Raw genomic sequence first — 16,941 nt, forward strand, 5'->3', positions numbered from 1 at the left:
AGGCGTGGAGGGTACCACGCAGGCTAAGCCCTCGAAATTTTTGCCAATCCCCCGCTTGTCGGGCAGGCGGCGGGGCGAGGGAGACCCCTTTCACGGCCCCCATAGAACGCGGTGCGCAACGAACCGAAGCCGTGCAAGATGTCGCACCGTGCTGGCCAACGACTCCCTCGTGCTCGACGGTCGCTTCCGGGTGCTCCGTCCACTGGGCTCCGGCGGCATGGGCGAAGTCTACCTGGGGGAGCAAGTCTCCCTGGGCCGCAAGGTCGCCATCAAGGTGCTGCACCACGACCTGCACGCGCAGGCGGGCATGGCCGAGCGGTTCAAGCGCGAGGCGCGCCTGCTGTCCGCGGTGGAGCATCCCGCCGTGGTGCGCATCGTCGACTTCGGCGAGTCCGGCGACGCCGCGTGTCTGGTGATGGAGTTCGTCGAGGGCACCAGCCTCCACGACATGCTCAATGCGGGGCCGCTCGCTCCGATGCGCGCGCTGCCGCTGCTGCAGCAGCTCGCGGAGGGACTGGCCGCCATCCACGACAAGGGCATCATCCACCGCGACCTCAAGCCGGAGAACGTCTTCGTCTCCCAGGGCGGGCGCGGCGAACAGGCCCGACTGCTCGACTTCGGCATCGCGCGGCTGGTGGAGCCGGACGCCGCCAGCAACCTGAGCCAGATTGGCGTCGTGCTCGGGACGCCCGAGTACCTCTCGCCGGAGCAGGCCGTGGGCGCGCGGGTGGACACGCGCAGCGACCTCTACTCCTTCGGCGTGCTGTGCTACCGCGTCCTGTCCGGGCGCCTCCCCTTCGATGGCCCCGCGCCGCGCCACTATCTGGCGCAGCACGCCTCCGCCGCGCCCCTTCCGCTGGACCGCGCCGCGCCCGGGCTGTCTCGCGCCGTGGGCCTCTTGGCCTTGGTGATGCGCCTGCTGGAGAAGGACCCCTCCCGCCGCGTGCAGTCCGCGCATGAGCTGGCGGACGCGCTCACCGCCGCGCATCAGGCGCTGCTGTCCCTGTCGCCCGCGACCGCGTCACCGCCCTCGGGCAGCCACACGCCGGCGTCCAGCACGTCCATGTTCGGCGCGGGCGCGGCCGTGCCTTCACCTCCGAGCGGCACGGCCATGTTCGGTGGCGCCGGCTCGATGCCGATAACGCCGGGCTCGGGGACGGCCGTGTTCGGCACCACGCCCGCCCCCGCCGCTTCGCAGGCCCCCGCGCCCTCGGGACGCTCGGGGACCGCGGCGTTCGGCACGCGCCCCTCGGGAAGCAACGCCGCGGTGACGGGCGGATCCGCCCTGGTGGCGAAGCCGCAGAACCTCACGGTGATGCTCACCGACCTGCAGGGCTTCACCGAGCGCACCAGCCGGCAGACGCACGAAGAGAACGCGCGGATGCTGGAGACGCATGACCGGCTGCTGCTGCCGCTCGTGCGCGAGCATGACGGCCGGCTCATCCAGAAGCGCGGCGATGCGCTGCTCGTCGTGTTCCGCTCGCCCACCGCCTCCGTGCTGTGCGGCATGGCGATGCAGGATGCGCTGTGGCGCCACAACCAGACCGTGCCCGCCGAGCAGCAGCTCCACGTGCGCGTCTGCCTCCACGCGGGCGAGGTGCTCGTCACCCAGGACTCGGTGATGGGCGAGCCCATGGAGGTCGTGAAGGCCGTGGAGCACGTGGCCTCCGCGGGCGAGGTCACCTTCACCGAGGCGGTGAACCTGGCCCGCAACCGCGTGGAGGCTCCCGCCGACCCGTGCGGCACCATCCCCCTGCCCGGCCGCGAGGAGCAGCTCCAGTTGTATCGCTGCGTGCGCGCCGCGGAGGGAGCCCCCTTCGGCGAGCGCTTCGCCTCCAAGCCCCGGCCCTCACCGCTCATCGCGATTCGCGAACAGGCCCTCGCGGTGCTCTCCGCTGGCGTGGCGCGCGCTCGCGCGGTGCCCTTCAAAGAGCTGCTGCGCACCTTGCCTGGGCGCCTGCGTGAACTCGCCGTCCACTTGCGCCGCCAACCTCGACAGCTCGGCGCGGTGGCGGGCGCGGCGGTGCTCCTCGTCGGCGGCATCGCGTGGGTGGTGCACTCGCGCGACGCGGTGGTCCAGTCGCGCGCACTGCTCGCGGAGGGCAAGCCCGCCGAGGCCCTCAAGCGCCTCAACGCGCTGGCCGAGCCCGAGAAGTCCAGCCCCTCCGTGAAGCAGGCGCGCGCGGCGGCCATGCACGCCCTGGGGAAGCATGATCCGGAGCACGACCTGCTCGCCACGCTGGGCGAAGCGGACCGGACCGACGTGCGCGACTGGGTGCTGGACGGGCTGGCCGAGGACTTCGGTGAGTCCGAGAGCGATCGCGGCCTGCGCCGACTGCTCGACTCGCTCCCCGAGAAGCATGTCCTGGCGCGCTTCGAGGACCTGGCCGCGGAGAAGTACTCCGCTCGCCAGTGGGGCGCGCTGCGCTACCTGGAAGCCTCGCAGCACACCGAGGGGCTCAACCTCGTGAAGATGTACTCGGCTTCGCTGGAGTCCCGCGACTGCGGCGTGCGCGCGCGGGCCGCACGGCGACTCGCGGCCCTGGGAGACGCGGACGCCATCCCCGCCCTCACCCGCCTCACGGAGCAGCCGCGCGACAAGGGCCTGCTGGGCCTGAAGAGCTGTGGCCACGACGAGGCCGAGGACGCGCTGCGCCAGCTCCGCAAGAAGTCCGGCTGAGCGCCCGCGCGGCTCCTGCGCCACACCTCGCGGCGCATTCACGAGGTACGCGCATTGCACACGGCCGAGCACCGCGCGCTGCCCGCGCGCCTTGGTCCCGGAGCCTCCATGTCCTCGTTGTCCCTTCGCTCGCTCTGCGTCTGGCCCCTGCTCGCGCTGAGTTGGGCCTGCGCGTCCGTCCCCACCGCGGCGCCCTCCTCCACCGCGACCGAGCCCGTCGCGGCCGAAGACATCGTGCTGGCTCCGGACGTGCGCGTGCGCCGCATCGCTCCGGGCGTCTGGCTGCACGTCACGCTCACGCCCGCGTTCCCGGACGCACCCGCCAACGGTCTGCTCATCGAAGAGGGCGCCACCTCCGTGCTGGTGGACACAGGCTGGGACGTGTCCCAGGCGGAGCACCTGCTCACGTGGGCTCGGGACACGCTGCACCGCCCCGTGCGCGCGGCCGTGGTGACACACTTCCACCTGGATCGAACCTCGGGCATCCCCGCGCTCACGGCGCGGGGGATTCCCGTCTACGGCTTGGAGGAGACGGCGCGGCTCGCCGCTTCACATGAGCAGCCGATCCCCACCACCACGTTCGCTCATGCGCTGAGCCTGGCGCCCGTGGAGCTGTTCCACCCGGGCGCCGCGCACACGGCCGACAACCTCGTCGTGTGGCATCCGGCCAGCGGCATCCTGTTCGGGGGCTGCGCGGTGAAGGACGCGAGTGCCCAGGACCTGGGCAACACGAAGGACGCGAACCTGGCCGCGTGGCCCGCGAGCCTCACCGCGCTGCGCGAGCGCTTCCCCGCGATGCGCACCGTGGTGCCAGGCCATGGGCAGCCCGGCGGACCCGAGCTGCTCACGCACACCGATACGCTGCTGCGCACCGCGATGCCCTGAGCGCGCGACTCAGTCGTCCCACTTCGCGTGGCCGCGCTTCTTGCCGCGGCCACGTCCGTGGTCGTCATCGTCGTCGTCGTCCCAGTCGCCGCGCCCCTTCACCTTGTCGTCCACCCGGAGCAGGTTGCGAGAGTACGCGTCGTAGTCCAGGTGCAGGTGGCCCTTGCCGCCCTGCGCGAAGGCGCGGAACTTCACCTTCCACACGTTGTTGCCCGTCAGGTGCGCTTCCTGGAGCTGGCAGTCATAGCCGCGCGAGCGGCACTGCCCCCACCCCAGGTTGACGGCTTCGTCGTACGACATCGCCGAGGGACGGGAGGGCGGCGGAGGCGGTGGCCGCGAGGGGCCCGGACGATGGACGACCACGGGACCACCGGGCCGGGCCACGATGCAGCCGGAGCCACCCACCAGCAGCACACCGAGAAGCAGGGGGATTCGCATGACACCTCATTACGGTGTCAGGCCCTGCCTCTTCAAACGCACCACGAGTGCAGACACAGACAGGCTGGAAGGTTACAGGCCGCCCGGCGACGCGAAGGCCGCGAACAGCTCGCCCGCGAGGTAGGCGCGACTGCCCTTGGCGGCGGGACGGATGAAGTCGTTGAGCACCGTGCCGTTGGACGCGAGCCGATGCGTGGTGGGGAAGGACAGATTCATCCGACCGCGCGCCACGCCCTTGCTGCCGCGGTGGATGAAGGTGACGGTGCCGTCGGCATCCACGCCCTCGACGACAGCGATGTGCGTCATCCCGTCGTTGCGCTTGCCATCGCGGTTGCGGTCATACGTCTCGCGGAAGAAGACGAGGTCGCCGGGGTTCGGGTTCTGGCGGTGGACCGAGCCCACTTCCAACGCGCGGCGGAAGATGCCGGAGACCGCGTTCTCGCCCGCGAGGAAGCCGTGCGCCACCAGGTCGATGCCCACCTGGAGATACGCCAGTCGCACGAAGCCCGAGCAGTCATTGGGCACTCCGCGGCTGACGCGGCCCAGGTTGCGCACGCCCACGAGCTGCGTCGCGCGCTTCACGATTTGCAGCCCGGGCGCCGTGTGCGTCAGCAGCTCATCCCAGAACCGGCCGGTGCCGCTCGCGGGCCCCGTCAACAGCGTGGCGGCCTCCAGCGCGGCGGAGATGACGCCGGCCACGGGCTGGAGCAGCGCCTGCGTGTCGGACGCCACGGCCTCCGCGTGCGTCGCCACCGGGCGAGCGGGCTCAGCAGGCGGTGCCTCTTCCACCTTGGCGCCCAGCTCGCCCACGGTCGACACAGGCGTCTCCGCGGGAGAGGGAGCCTGCACGGGCGGTGGGACCTGGAGCGCGACCTCGGGCGAAGGAACCGGCCGCACGGTGGCGCAGCCGACGAGGGCACAGAGCGGGATGAGGACCAGCAGGCTCGGACGGCTCAACAGACTTCCTCCCAGGGGTGAGGCGGGCGCATTCAACCTCACCTCCTAGGACCGTTGCACGTCCAACTTTGCTCAACCTTCCCAGGTGGACAGCAAGTCCTTCACCCGCTCGTACCGCTGGAGCAAAGCCGCGCGGTGCGCGCTGAGCAGCACCATGAAGCCCACCACCAGCAAACCGAGCAAGGACAGGAACGCCGCGCCCACGCGGTGGTCGCGCATGCCGAAGCGCACCAGGTTCGCGGCCACGCACGTCACCAGGAAGCCGGTGCCCAGGTACACGTAGGAGCGGATCCGCAGCGCGATGCCCGCGCCCACGCCCACCAGACACAGGAAGACGCACAGAATCATCGCGCTCCCATTGCTGAACTGGAGCGGCTCCCAAGCGCCGGCCATGTAGATGACGGACGCCGCCACCGCGCGCAGGCGAGCGTAGGTGTCCTCCTCCACTTCATCGCGGAACACGCGCAGGAGCGCGAGCAGCGAGAGGCCCGCGGGGATGGCGTAGTACTGGAGCTGGCCCACGCCAGTCCCGAACCACACCAACACCAGCGCCGCGTTGAAGGCCACCACGGACGCCAGCGACGCGAGTCCTCGACGCTCCGGATGCGTGGCCAGCGCCGCGAAGTGGGCGGCATGCCCCACGAGCAGCGCCGCGGCCACCAGCGGCGACGACGCCCACGGCACCGCGAGCAACCCCAGGACGGGGAAGAGGTACGCGCCCACCAACGCGGGCCGCCGGAAGGCCGGGAGGTCCGCGCCCTCGCGCATCGCGAAGGCGTGCAGCCCGTTGAAGAGCGCGCCTCCCACCAGCGCCGCGAGGCTGTCCTCCATGCCCGGCACCGCGCCCTGCCCCATGCGCCGCACGCACAGGTAGCCCACCGTGAGGGCGGCTTGCGCCAGCCACGCGAAGACCTCGTCACGCTTCGTCACGGCCCGGTGCACCAGCGCGAACAGCAGCACCGCGAGCGAGCCCGAGGCCACCAGCGCCTCGCGCACCGCGCCGCCCGCGACCTCCATCCACATCAGCCCCAGCCCCAGCTCGGTGAGCGACACCAGCGTGAACAGCTGGCCCATCCGACCGCGCTCACGCTCGCTCGCCACGAGCAACGCCACCGTGGCCAGCACCGCGCTCGACGCGCCGAAGTACGGGAGGATGAACTCCGGGCCTCGGCCCGTGGAGTACACCGCGCCCAGGTGCACCCACGCGCCATGCGCGGCCACGAGCGAGGCCAGCCACCCCACCCACTCCCGCTCCCGGCGCCGCACCACCACCGTCCACGCACAGCCCAGACCGAACGCCAGGCACAGCGGGAGGCTCGAGTGGCGAGGGTCCCTCAGCCCACCGAAGGCCAGCAGCGCCAGCACCCACCCGCCGTGGTGGAGCACCTCGCCCACCTCCATGTCGCGCGCGTCCAGCAACAGCCCCGCGATGCACAACACCAACCCCGCGCCCCCGAGCACGGCGGGAGCCCAGAGCAGCGGCACCGCCGCGACAATCGACGCGGCCAACAACCCCTGCGCCACGCCCGCCATCCACCGCGTGCGCGTCACCATCAGGACGAGCGCCGTGAGCGCCGCCATCCCCGCCATCATCGGCGTCAGCGCGCCCGGCCCCTCGGCCAGGAGCCGCGTGACCACCACCCCGGCCAGCACGAGCGCTCCACCCACCCACAGCGGCTCACTCCAGGTGTCTTCCAAGCCCGGCGTCAGCCGCTCGGACCACCGCGAGAGCGCGCCCTGCACGGACTCGGACTGGCACACGGCGGCGAGCAACGCGGCGAACAGCGCCACACCCAACACCCACGGGCCCGCCTCGGGACGCCACACCCCGCGCGCGAAGTCAGCCGTCTCTCCCAGCGGCGCGCAGGCGAGCACCACCACCGCCGCCGCCAACAACCACCGCTGCGAGAGCAGGAAGGCCGCCGCGAGCAGCACGCCCGCGACCGACGCGATGGCCCAAGGCGTGCTCGACTCGGCCGCCGGCAGCACGGTCAGCACGAACGCCATGCCCACGGCCGCGGGCCGCAAGGCGCCATCCCGAGGCGCGCGGAAGAAGCGATGCAGCGCGGCGGACACATGGTGCTCCGCCAACGCCAGCCCCAGGAGCAGGACCGTGGCGAACGGCCGCGCCGAAGGAACGGTGAGCACGAGCAGCGCCGCACCGGACACCCGCAGCGACGGGAGCGGTCCGGGCAGCAGCGCGAGCGACACCGCGACCAGGATGAGCGCCAGGGGAGACGACCAGGGCACCATCCACAGCACCGCGCCCAGCAGGCCGAGCTGCACCTGCATCCACAAGGACAACGCGCGCCGCGGCGCCTCATCGGTGGACCGCAGCAGGGCGCGAGACGCCGCGGGCACATGCTCCACGGCGCGCACGAGCAGGAGCACGAACAACGACAAGCCCGAGGCCCACTCGAGCGGGTGCCCCACCACCATGATGCCCGCGAGCGAGAACACCACCATCAGGCTCGCGAAGAACGGCTGCCGCGTCGCGCGGGTCCACAGGAGAGGCAACAGGCTGGTCCCCACCATCAACAGGGTCAGCCGGGAGTCGCTCCAGCGCACCGTGGCGAGCGCGAGCACGCCCACCGAGCCCAGCGTCCCCACCCACGCGAAGCGCTGACCACCCGCGGCGACGCGCAGCACGGCGGGCACCTCCTCCAGCACCGCGAGCACCGCCAGCACCGTGGCCAACCCCAGCAGCGCCACGGGGCCCGAAGCCGTCAGGCCCGCCACCGCGTACACGGTGGCCATGCCGAGGCTGAGCGACGGATGCAGGCTGCGCGACGTGAGCAGCGCCACGAACGCGGCGGCCAGCAGGTGCCACTCCATCCGAGCCGTGGCACCCACCGCGACAGCGCAGAGCGGGAACACCAAGGCCACGAGCCCCGCGGCGATGGTGCTCGGACTGCGGCCCCGGCGTGCGGAGAGGACCGAGCTGCCCAGGGCCCACACGGCGAACAGCGCCTGAGACATCCACGGCGTCATCCAGCCATGCCATGGGCGATACAGCGAGGGCATGTCAGGCAACAGCGCGAACGCGGCCATCACCACCGCGAGCGGCCGAATCGCCGGGAAGCTGCGCGACGCCACCGCCACGGCCGCGGCGCACACGAGCACCACCGCGCCCAGGAGCGTCACCTGCGCGGTCATGCCCCAGATGAACGCCACGACGGCATACACGACCGCCGGAACACCGAGCCGCTTGAGGAGGCCACCGCGCTCGCCCAGCACCGCGAGCCCCAGCGCCACGGCCGCCATCACCGGAGCCACCGTGCGATGGCCGTGCATGAAGGCCAGCTTCGGCAACGTGGCGGCCAGCAGGAACGCCGCGAACGCGAAGGCCGGCTCGCTGCGGACCGTCCACGCCGCCACGAGCGCGGCCGTGCCACCCAGGCCCATGCCCACGACCTCGGCGACGCCCGAGCCCGCGAACCCGCCCAGCAAGAAGACGATGGTCGACACCACCCCCACGGTCGACGCGAGGAAGGTGCGCGTGCGCTTCGTGCACAGCGTGCTCACGCCCGCGAGCGCCAGCGCAACCGCGCCGCACACCACCGACGCGACTCCCGTCCCGTAGGCCCCCACCGCGGAGAAGGGCAGGAGGAAGAACACCGCCGCGCCCACCACCACCAGGTAGAAGCGCTCCAGCAAGAGGCCCGCGCCCAGGCCCACCAGGGACAGGCTCAGCGCCGCCCAGAACGCGGGGCGCGCATCCGTGCCCAGATGTCCGTAGAGGACGAAGCTCGGGATGGCCACCGCGGTGGCGCGCAGCAACACCTCCGAGAGCCCCAGGTCTCGCGCCTCCTTCGTGCGCTCGCCTCGCCACCGAGCCCGGGCCGCCAGCACGAGGCCCGCGAGGATGAAGGGCACCGCGGAGAGGGCGCCGTACTGGAACGGCAACACGTTCTCGGGCGCGTAGCCCATGCGCTGCTTGATGGCCGCCAGCAGCGAGCGCGCGGGCCCCGGGACCAACTCAACGGTCGAGGCATACGCGAGGTACGCCGCGCCATACGCGGGATAGAGCCACGGCAACCGCTCGATGGGACCACGAGCCAGGGTCCACAGCGTCCACGTGACAACCCCGGCGGTGAGGAACAAGGCCGGCGCGGCCCCCGCGGCACCCGCCGCGAGACACGCCACCTGAAGGGCCACCACGATCAGGGACAGCGGATCCGCCACGCTCGCTTCGTCTTCATCGCGGAAGCGCAAGCAGGTCGCAAGCACGAACGCAGCGAACGGCGCGTAGGTGCCCACCGAGGGAGCAACCTCCGCCGACGCGAGCGCCACGTGCAGGCGCACGGCGAAGACCACCGTGAGGAACAGCGGAGCCGCGATGACGAAGGCGAGCGCGCCGCTCTCGCGCGGAGTCGGAGGCGCCTTGCGCGACAGGAGGAAGAAGAGGGCGCAGGGCAGGACATTGAGCCAGACAGCGAACGAACCCAGCCGAGCCACCAGCGGCGCCAGGCCCATCATCAGCGTGGTGGCGACCAGGGCCACCTGCACATGGAGGCGAGATGGCGCGTCGAAGGCCTCGAGGGGCTTGCGCGCGAACACCGCGGCAACACCCGCCCAGCCGAACAGCAACGGGACGAGGAGGACAGGCGATACGCCATCGAGCTGGAGCGAATCCCCGAACCCCATGGGCCCCAGGGCAATCCCCACCAGCGGAGCCACCGCCGAGCCGATCAACCCCAGGATTTTTCCCGGCTGACGCAGCGCCTCGCGGCGAGACAGGAAGTTGCCCCAGATGGAGAAGCCCGCCGAGTACCCCGCCGTCATCAAGAACACGACGAGCGAGCGGGTGACGGACGTCATCCCCGCCCACGACTCGAAGACGAGATAGAGCGTGCCCGAGAGGATGAGGAACGCGCCGAGGAACCACGCGATGCTCTCGTAGAGGAACGGCCGCCACATCCGATTCCACGAGGAGGCCTCCTCGACGATGCGGACCGTCTTTCCCTTGGGCTGCGGAGGCTCGCTGAACGGGTCTCCAGGCCGCATGGGCAGCGAGGACGGGCGCCCTGCTCCCCGAGCCGGCGGCTTGCCCCGAGGCGGCAAGCCCTTCCCCGGAGGAGTCCCAGGACGCGGCACCTGCTGTCCCGCACCGACCGAGGCCGACTTCGACGCTGGCGCGTTCGGCGAAGCCGAGCCTTCCGCTCCAGCGGATTGCCCGAGTCCCCGCGCGGTGGCGTTCGCTCCCGTCGTGGCCGCGGACGCCCTCCCTGCCGAAGCAGCGTCACCCTGCTGCGCGACATCGCGCATCGACGCCGTATCACTCACGGCCCCGACCGACTCACCCGGCGACGCGGTGTCCACCTCATCCGCCGCACTCCGCGCGGCCACATCCGAAGCGCCAGCAACAACCCCATCCGCCGCGCTCAACGTTCCCGGCGCGGACACATCCGAAGACTCAGAAACACGACCTTCCGCCGCGTCCCACCCTGCCCGCGCGGACTCACCCGAAGACTCAGCAACACGTCCTTCAACCGTGCCCGTCTGCGCAGCCCCCGCTGCGCCCGACATGTCCGCGTCCGCTCGCGCAACCACCGCCGCATCGGCCGCGGTCACGGAGTCGGCCAAGCCCGCGCGAACCTCGTGCGCCGCCACTCGCGCGGCCACGCTCAGCGAGCCGGCCTCGTGCCCCGTCGCGCCCGCGGCCACCGGCTCCGGAGGCAGCTCACTGATCACGGACAGCAGGATGCGCGCTTGCCGCTCGTAGCGCTCCGACAGGAAGCGACGGACGTGAGCGGGGACCTCGGAGGGCTCCCAGCGCTGGAGTTCGTCGAGCAGGAAGTGGACGTGGGCCAGTTCGGCCTCCAGCACCGGCCGGGTTCGCGAGCCCATGCGTGAGCCACACATCACGCACGACTTCGCACTCCCGAGCCGCTCCTGGCGACATGCGGAACAGTACATGGGCCCCCCTCCTACAACGGACGTGCCAGGAAGAATGCCTTGAAACCACAAGGGATTGAAACTTGCGCCCCGCCTCGCCTGCACAACCCGACCGCATCGCACCGGTGGCACCTGTGCAAGGACCTGCACAACCCGCCCAGCCCTCGCCACATCGCCCGCCCATCAAGCCAGCATCAGCGCGGGCATCACCCCACCCGCATCGCCACCTTCGAGGCAGCCCGAGCCCACGGAGCCGGACATGCCCACCACCCCCGAGCCACGCGCGCACACCTCGAAGCGCCCGTTCGACATCGACACCGTGCTCGCCCGCATCCGCGAACAGGTCCGCGCCTTCGCGGACGCAGCCATGTTCGCGCTGGCCGAGCGAGGCCACGCCACCCTCTTCGAACAGCTCGTGGGCTGCATCCTCTCCATCCGGACGCCGGACGAAGTGAGCCTGCCCGCCTCCCTCGCGCTGCTCTCCCGAGCCTCGACGCCGGAGGCACTCGCGCGCCTCTCCACCCCGGACCTCGACGCCCTCATCCAACCCGTCACGTTTCATGAAGCCAAGGCCCGACAACTCCACGCGCTCGCCGTGCGCACGCGCGATGAGTTCGGCGGCGTGCTCCCCTGCGACGCGGACGTGCTCCAGTCCTTCCAGGGCGTCGGCCCCAAGTGCGCGCACCTCGCGCTGGGAATCGCGTGCGGCCACGAAGCCATCAGCGTGGATGTCCATGTGCATCGCGTGACGAATCGCTGGGGCTACGTGGAGACGCGAACGCCCGAGGCCACGCTCAGGGCCCTCGAGTCCCGCTTGCCTCGCGCATACTGGGTCGAGCTGAACCGGCTGCTCGTGCCCTTCGGCAAGCATGTCTGCACGGGCTCGCGCCCCCGCTGCTCCACGTGTCCCGTGCGCGAGTATTGCCAGCAGGTCGGCGTCACCTCGGCGCGGTGAGTACGTCATCACCGTGGACAGCCCCCCCGGCTTCCGCCATTGCGGTGGCCCGCCGCGCTGGCCAGACTGCGCGGACCTCGCCACCTGGAGAGACGCCATGAAGGATGACGCCGCCCGCCCGTCCGCGCAGGAGCTGCTGTCCCTCCCCCGCCTCATGCCGCTGGTCCCCATGCTGTACATGGCGTGGACGGATGGCGAGCTGACCGCCGACGAGTTGCGCACGCTCGGCGCCGCGGCCCGCGCCCAGCGCTGGTTGGACCTGCGCTCCACCGCGGTCCTCGCGAAGTGGGTGGATCCGCTCATGCCCCCTTCCGCGCGCGAGCTGGCCCTGCTCCGTGAGCACATCCGCCGCACCGCCGAGCGCCTCACCCACAGCCAGCAGCAGAACCTCGCGGAGCTGGGCGCACAGCTCGCGCAGGTCATCTCGGGAGACGAGGCCCTCCCCGCGCCCATGCCCGAGCTGACCCACGCCCTCCTCGGGCTGGAGGAGTCGCTCGGAGTCTCCGGCCGGGAAGCGGTGCGCGCGCTGGTGCCCGACACGACGCTCCCGCCCAGCTCCGTCAGCGCGTCCTTCGAGCCCGTCGCGATGAACGCGCTGCTGGACGCCACGTACCCCCACATCCGAGCCCAAGTGCGCGAGTGGCTGAAGGACCCGGCCTTCCGCTACACGGACACGCGCAGCACGACGACCTATCGCGAGCAGGTCTTCGCGTGGCTGAAGCGACTGGCGGACCAGGGACTCGGCCGCATCGCGTATCCCGAGGGACGCGAGGCCGGCGCGGACCTGGGAGGCTTCATCGCCGCCTTTGAGACGCTGGCCTTCTTCGACCTGAGCCTCGTCGTGAAGGCAGGCGTGCACTTCGGCCTGTTCGGCTCGAGCATCCTCTTCCTCGGCACGCGCCCGCATCACCGGGACTATCTGGCGCGCGTGGCCTCGCTGGAGCTGCCCGGCTGCTTCGCCATGAGCGAGCTGGGCCACGGCTCCAACGTGCGCGACGTGGAGACAGTGGCGCGCTACGACGCCGCGACCCAGGAGTTCGTGGTGGACACGCCCTCCGAGGCCGCGCGCAAGGAGTGGATCGGCAACGCCGCATGCCACGCGCGGATGGCCACCGTGTTCGCGCAACTGGAGGTCGGCGGTGAGCGCATGGGCGTCCACGCGCTCCTCGTGCCGCTCCGAGATGAGCAGGGCCAGGTGCTGCCCGGCGTCCACATCGAGGACTGCGGCGAGAAGATGGGCCTCAACGGCGTGGACAACGGGCGGCTGTGGTTCGACGGCGTCCGCATCCCGCGCGCGAACCTGTTGGACCGCTTCGGCCGGGTGAGCGAGTCGGGCGAGTACACCAGCGCCATTCCCGGAGACTCCAAGCGCTTCTTCACCATGCTGGGCACGCTCGTGGCGGGGCGCGTGAGCGTGGCCTGCGCGGCGCTCAGCGCGGCCAAGAGCGGGCTGACCATCGCGGTGCGCTACGGAGACCTGCGCCGTCAGTTCGGCCCCGCTGGAGCGCACGAGATTCGCCTCCTGGACCACCAGGCCCACCAACTGCGCCTCGTGCCCCTGCTCGCGAAGACCTACGCGCTCGACTTCGCGCTGAAGTACCTGGTGGACCGCTACGTCCACCGCACAGAGGAGGATGCGCAGGAGGTCGAGGCGCTCGCGGCCGGCCTCAAGGCCCACGCGTCCTGGCACACCACGCACGCGCTCCAGGTGGCGCGAGAGGCGTGCGGTGGCCAGGGCTACCTGGAGCAGAACCGCCTGCCCACGCTGAAGGCGGACACGGATGTCTTCACCACCTTCGAGGGCGACAACACCGTGCTCATGCAGTTGGTGGCCAAGAGCCTCATGACGGGCTACCGCCAGCGCTTCGAGGACGACCGCGTCCACACCTTGCTCAAGCTCATCCTGGACCGGGCCGCGGGAGCGGTGACGGACCGCAATCCGTTCACCACGCGGCGCACCGACAGCGGGCACCTGCGCGATGACGACTTCCAGCTCCGCGCCCTGCGCTTCCGCGAGGAAGAGCTGCTCACCTCGGTGGCGCGGCGCCTGCGCAAGCGGCTCGCCTCGGGAGTGGAGGCCTTCGAGGCGTTCAACCAATGTCAGGCGCACCTGCTCGCGCTGGCCCACGCGCATGTCGAGCGCGTGGTGCTGGAGCGCTTCCGCATCGCCGTGTCCGCCGTGAAGCAGGTCGCGCTCCGGCACGTGCTGGAGCGCCTGTGCGACCTCCACGGCTTGTCCTGTCTGGAAGCTGCCAGTGGCTGGTTCCTGGAGCACGGCCACCTGGAGGGCACCAAGGCGCGCGCCATCCGCAAGGAGGTCGTTCGCCTGTGCGCGGAGCTGCGCCCGGATGCGGTCGCGCTGGTGGACAGCTTCGGGATTCCGGACACCTGTCTGGCCGCGCCCATTGGTCTGGGGCGCCTTGCGCCATGAGCTGAACGATTCGCCCGAGCGACCCCTGCCGCGCCAGGTGCCCGGACGCAGACTCCGGGCGCCATGACGAAACGCCTGACGCTGTCCCTCCTGCTCGCGGCCTGCCTCGCTGGGTGCGCCACCACCGCGCCCGCCGAGCGGACCGCCTCGCCCGGCGAGCAGAACAAGCTGCGCGCGCGGCAGTTCACCGAGGAGGTCTACAACCAGAAGCGCCTGGACCGAATCCCCGAGTACATCGCGGCCGACTTCATGGACCGCACCCTGGATTCACCCCCGAACAAACAGGGGCCCGCGCTGCTGCGCCAGCAGGCCGAGGCCAGCTTCGCCGCGTTCCCGGACCTGCGCTTCGACCTGCTGCACGTGATGGCGGATGGAGACCTGGTCTCCTTGCACTGGCGCGCCACGGGGACGGACGCGAAGGGCCCGCGAGACCCCCACGGCCAGCTCCGGCGCGTGACGCTGCAAGGGCAGTCCCTCTGGCGCATGCGCGACGGACAGGTGGTGGAGGCGTGGGACGTCAGCGACCGGCTCGCGCCCTTGTTGCAACGCGGTTACTCGGTGGTCCCGCCCACGCCGTGAGGCTCACTGCACGGGCACTGGCGCGCGGAACACCTCGCCGTCATTGCCCTCGAGGATGAGGCTCGCGTTGTCGGAGGGAGACACGCGCAGGTTCACCCGGGCCTGGCCCTTGCGGTCCACCAGCAGCAGCCCCGGAGAGCCCTGCTCATCCGCGCCGAGGATGACGCGCGGCCGACCATCGGGATCCGACAGCTCCAGCCGCGACGAGCCATCCACCTGGAGGCCCACCGCGAACAACTCCACGCCGCCGGGCTTGGCCAGCGTCAGCCGCGGCGCCTCGTCGGAGTACACGGTCAGCTCCGCCAGCATCTCGCCGCCCTGCGCGGAGAAGCGCAGCCGCGGCGAGCCATCCCCATCCACGCCCAGGAGCGCGCGAGGCCGCCCCGCGTTGTCCCGCAAGACGAGCTGGGTGGCGCCGTTCTCCTCCACGCCCCACGTGGCGCGCGCGCGGCCCTGGGCATCGGTGAGCACGAAGCGCGACGCGACCAGCTCACCGCTCGGCATCGACTCCTCGCGCAGCACCGTCGCGCCCATCCCCAGCCCCGCCAGCACGAGCGCCGTGAGCGTGACTCCCTGCAACCGCCGGTAGCGCTGCTCCAGCCGCTCCAACCGCGTCTCGTGCGACTCCATCGCGAAGACCTCCTGCCAACCCAGGAACGCTAGCGGAAGACGGCGCCGAGCGCGCGTCCACGGCAGCATCCTGGACCTCCCACCGCGTCCCCGCTACGCCAGTCTGATGCGCGCGGACGCCTTTCAACGGTTGGAGGCGCGGAGTGGAAGGCCCCGCCGAGCAACGCCCCGGTCCGCCCACCTCGTGACGCAGCCCTCGTGCGCTGGCTCGCCGCCAGCTCGCCACGCAGGCCGAGGCGCCCCGCTCAAGGCGGAGGCTGGGTCGTGGGGCCCCCGGCCGCGCTGGAGGGGTTGACCGGAATGGCCTCGCCGGAGACGACGTCGATCTCCTGCACGCGCGTCACGTGCCGGGCCAACGAGTCGAACTCCAGCTCCAGCACCTTGCCGGAGCCCTTCTCCGGCAGGCCGAAGCGGACACGCCAGTAGTTGGGCCGAATCTGCACGGCCTCGCCCGGCTGCGACAGCACCAGGCTGTTCTGCTGGGCATAGGCCTGCCCCGCTTGGATGACGTCCCGCTCGCCCAGCTCCTCCTGGACTCGCGCGGAGTTGGGTGGCTCGGGAGGACGTCCAGTGGGACCGATGCACGCGGAGCCCAGCAGCGAGGACGCGGCGAGAAGGAATGCCAGGGTGCGAGGCGCCATATCCGCACGTTGGCCACGCGCCGCGCCCCTCGCAGGAGCCCGAGCGGCCCGCCTCGCCCGAGGCCACTGCGCCTGCCCACTGCACCAGCACGGGACCGCGCCACCGTTGGGCGTGCGGAATGCCCCGGGCTTCGCACGAAACAGAAGGGCCACCGCCCGTCCCGGAGCAGTGGCCCTGTCTCTGCATTCCCGTTCGCGAGGCAAGTCGCCCCGGCGGGTACCTAGCGGGTGGGCAGCGGAACGCCCTGCTTCTCCACCACCTCGTCGATGAGGCCGTACTGCCGGGCCTCCTCGGCGCTCATGTAGTAGTCGCGCTCGGTGTCCTTCTCGATGCGCTCCAGGCTGTGGCCGGTGTGCTTCACGATGAGGCCGTTGATGTAGCTGCGCAGCCGGAGGATCTCCTTCGCCTGGATGGCGATGTCGGAGGCCTGGCCCTGCGCGCCGCCCAGCGGCTGATGAATCATGATGCGGCTGTTGGGGAGCGCGGCGCGCTTGCCCTTCGAGCCCGCCAGCAACAACAGCGCGCCCGCGGAGGCGGCCTGTCCGATGCAGATGGTCGACACCGGACACTTGACGTACTGCATCGTGTCGTACATCGCGAGCGCCGCGGTGACCGAGCCGCCCGGCGAGTTGATGTAGAGGTTGATGCCCTTGTCGGGGTCCTCGGACTCCAGGAAGAGGAGCTGGGCGACGATGACGTTCGCGACGTCGTCGTTGATGGGCGTGCCCAGGAGGATGATGCGGTCCTTGAGGAGCCGGCTGTAGAGGTCGTACGCCCGCTCGCCGCGGTGCGTGGTTTCAATGACGAAGGGGACGTTCATGGCGTCCCTACCCTAATCGTCCTCGC

Annotated in this window: 11 protein-coding genes; 5 read left to right on the plus strand and 6 right to left on the minus strand. The window is 71.3% G+C overall.

Annotated elements, in window-relative coordinates; all coding sequences use genetic code 11:
* Window positions 1-148 precede the first annotated feature (148 nt).
* Both JGU66_04175 and bla read left to right on the plus strand, forming a co-directional pair.
* Window positions 149-2,680, plus strand: coding sequence for a protein kinase (locus JGU66_04175; protein MBJ6759947.1), 2,532 nt, complete (start codon window positions 149-151; stop codon window positions 2,678-2,680).
* Between the two features lie 108 nt (window positions 2,681-2,788).
* Window positions 2,789-3,565, plus strand: coding sequence for a subclass B1 metallo-beta-lactamase (gene bla, locus JGU66_04180; protein MBJ6759948.1), 777 nt, complete (start codon window positions 2,789-2,791; stop codon window positions 3,563-3,565).
* 9 nt (window positions 3,566-3,574) lie between these two features.
* Here the strand turns inward: bla and JGU66_04185 are convergent, their stop codons facing one another.
* From JGU66_04185 to JGU66_04195, 3 genes are all read right to left on the minus strand, one after another.
* Window positions 3,575-4,003, minus strand: a complete 429-nt coding sequence (locus tag JGU66_04185) for a hypothetical protein (GenBank protein ID MBJ6759949.1) — start codon at window positions 4,001-4,003, stop codon at window positions 3,575-3,577.
* A 72-nt stretch (window positions 4,004-4,075) separates the two neighbouring features.
* Entirely contained in the window at window positions 4,076-4,975 is a 900-nt protein-coding gene (locus JGU66_04190; protein MBJ6759950.1) for a CHAP domain-containing protein, read from the minus strand.
* A 57-nt stretch (window positions 4,976-5,032) separates the two neighbouring features.
* Window positions 5,033-10,810 (minus strand): hypothetical protein, encoded by a 5,778-nt coding sequence (locus JGU66_04195; GenBank protein MBJ6759951.1) that lies wholly within the window; start codon window positions 10,808-10,810, stop codon window positions 5,033-5,035.
* A gap of 307 nt (window positions 10,811-11,117) precedes the next feature.
* Here JGU66_04195 and JGU66_04200 point away from each other — a divergent pair, with 307 nt between their 5' ends.
* The 3 genes from JGU66_04200 to JGU66_04210 all read left to right on the plus strand — a co-directional run bounded on the left by JGU66_04200 (window position 11,118) and on the right by JGU66_04210 (window position 14,823).
* Window positions 11,118-11,813, plus strand: coding sequence for an endonuclease III (locus tag JGU66_04200; GenBank protein ID MBJ6759952.1), 696 nt, complete (start codon window positions 11,118-11,120; stop codon window positions 11,811-11,813).
* A 97-nt stretch (window positions 11,814-11,910) separates the two neighbouring features.
* Window positions 11,911-14,244 (plus strand): acyl-CoA dehydrogenase family protein, encoded by a 2,334-nt coding sequence (locus tag JGU66_04205; GenBank protein MBJ6759953.1) that lies wholly within the window; start codon window positions 11,911-11,913, stop codon window positions 14,242-14,244.
* A 63-nt stretch (window positions 14,245-14,307) separates the two neighbouring features.
* A complete protein-coding gene (locus JGU66_04210) occupies window positions 14,308-14,823 on the plus strand; it encodes an ester cyclase (GenBank protein MBJ6759954.1) in 516 nt (171 codons plus the stop codon).
* Window positions 14,824-14,826: 3 nt separating this feature from the next.
* Here the strand turns inward: JGU66_04210 and JGU66_04215 are convergent, their stop codons facing one another.
* The 3 genes from JGU66_04215 to clpP all read right to left on the minus strand — a co-directional run bounded on the left by JGU66_04215 (window position 14,827) and on the right by clpP (window position 16,915).
* A complete protein-coding gene (locus tag JGU66_04215) occupies window positions 14,827-15,453 on the minus strand; it encodes a hypothetical protein (GenBank protein MBJ6759955.1) in 627 nt (208 codons plus the stop codon).
* Window positions 15,454-15,698: 245 nt separating this feature from the next.
* Window positions 15,699-16,094, minus strand: a complete 396-nt coding sequence (locus JGU66_04220) for a hypothetical protein (protein ID MBJ6759956.1) — start codon at window positions 16,092-16,094, stop codon at window positions 15,699-15,701.
* 221 nt (window positions 16,095-16,315) lie between these two features.
* On the minus strand, window positions 16,316-16,915 hold the full coding sequence (gene clpP, locus JGU66_04225; GenBank protein ID MBJ6759957.1) for an ATP-dependent Clp endopeptidase proteolytic subunit ClpP: 600 nt from the start codon (window positions 16,913-16,915) through the stop codon (window positions 16,316-16,318).
* Window positions 16,916-16,941: the final 26 nt, after the last annotated feature.

This window comes from Myxococcaceae bacterium JPH2, from assembly GCA_016458225.1.
Taxonomy (GTDB): Bacteria; Myxococcota; Myxococcia; order Myxococcales; family Myxococcaceae; genus Citreicoccus.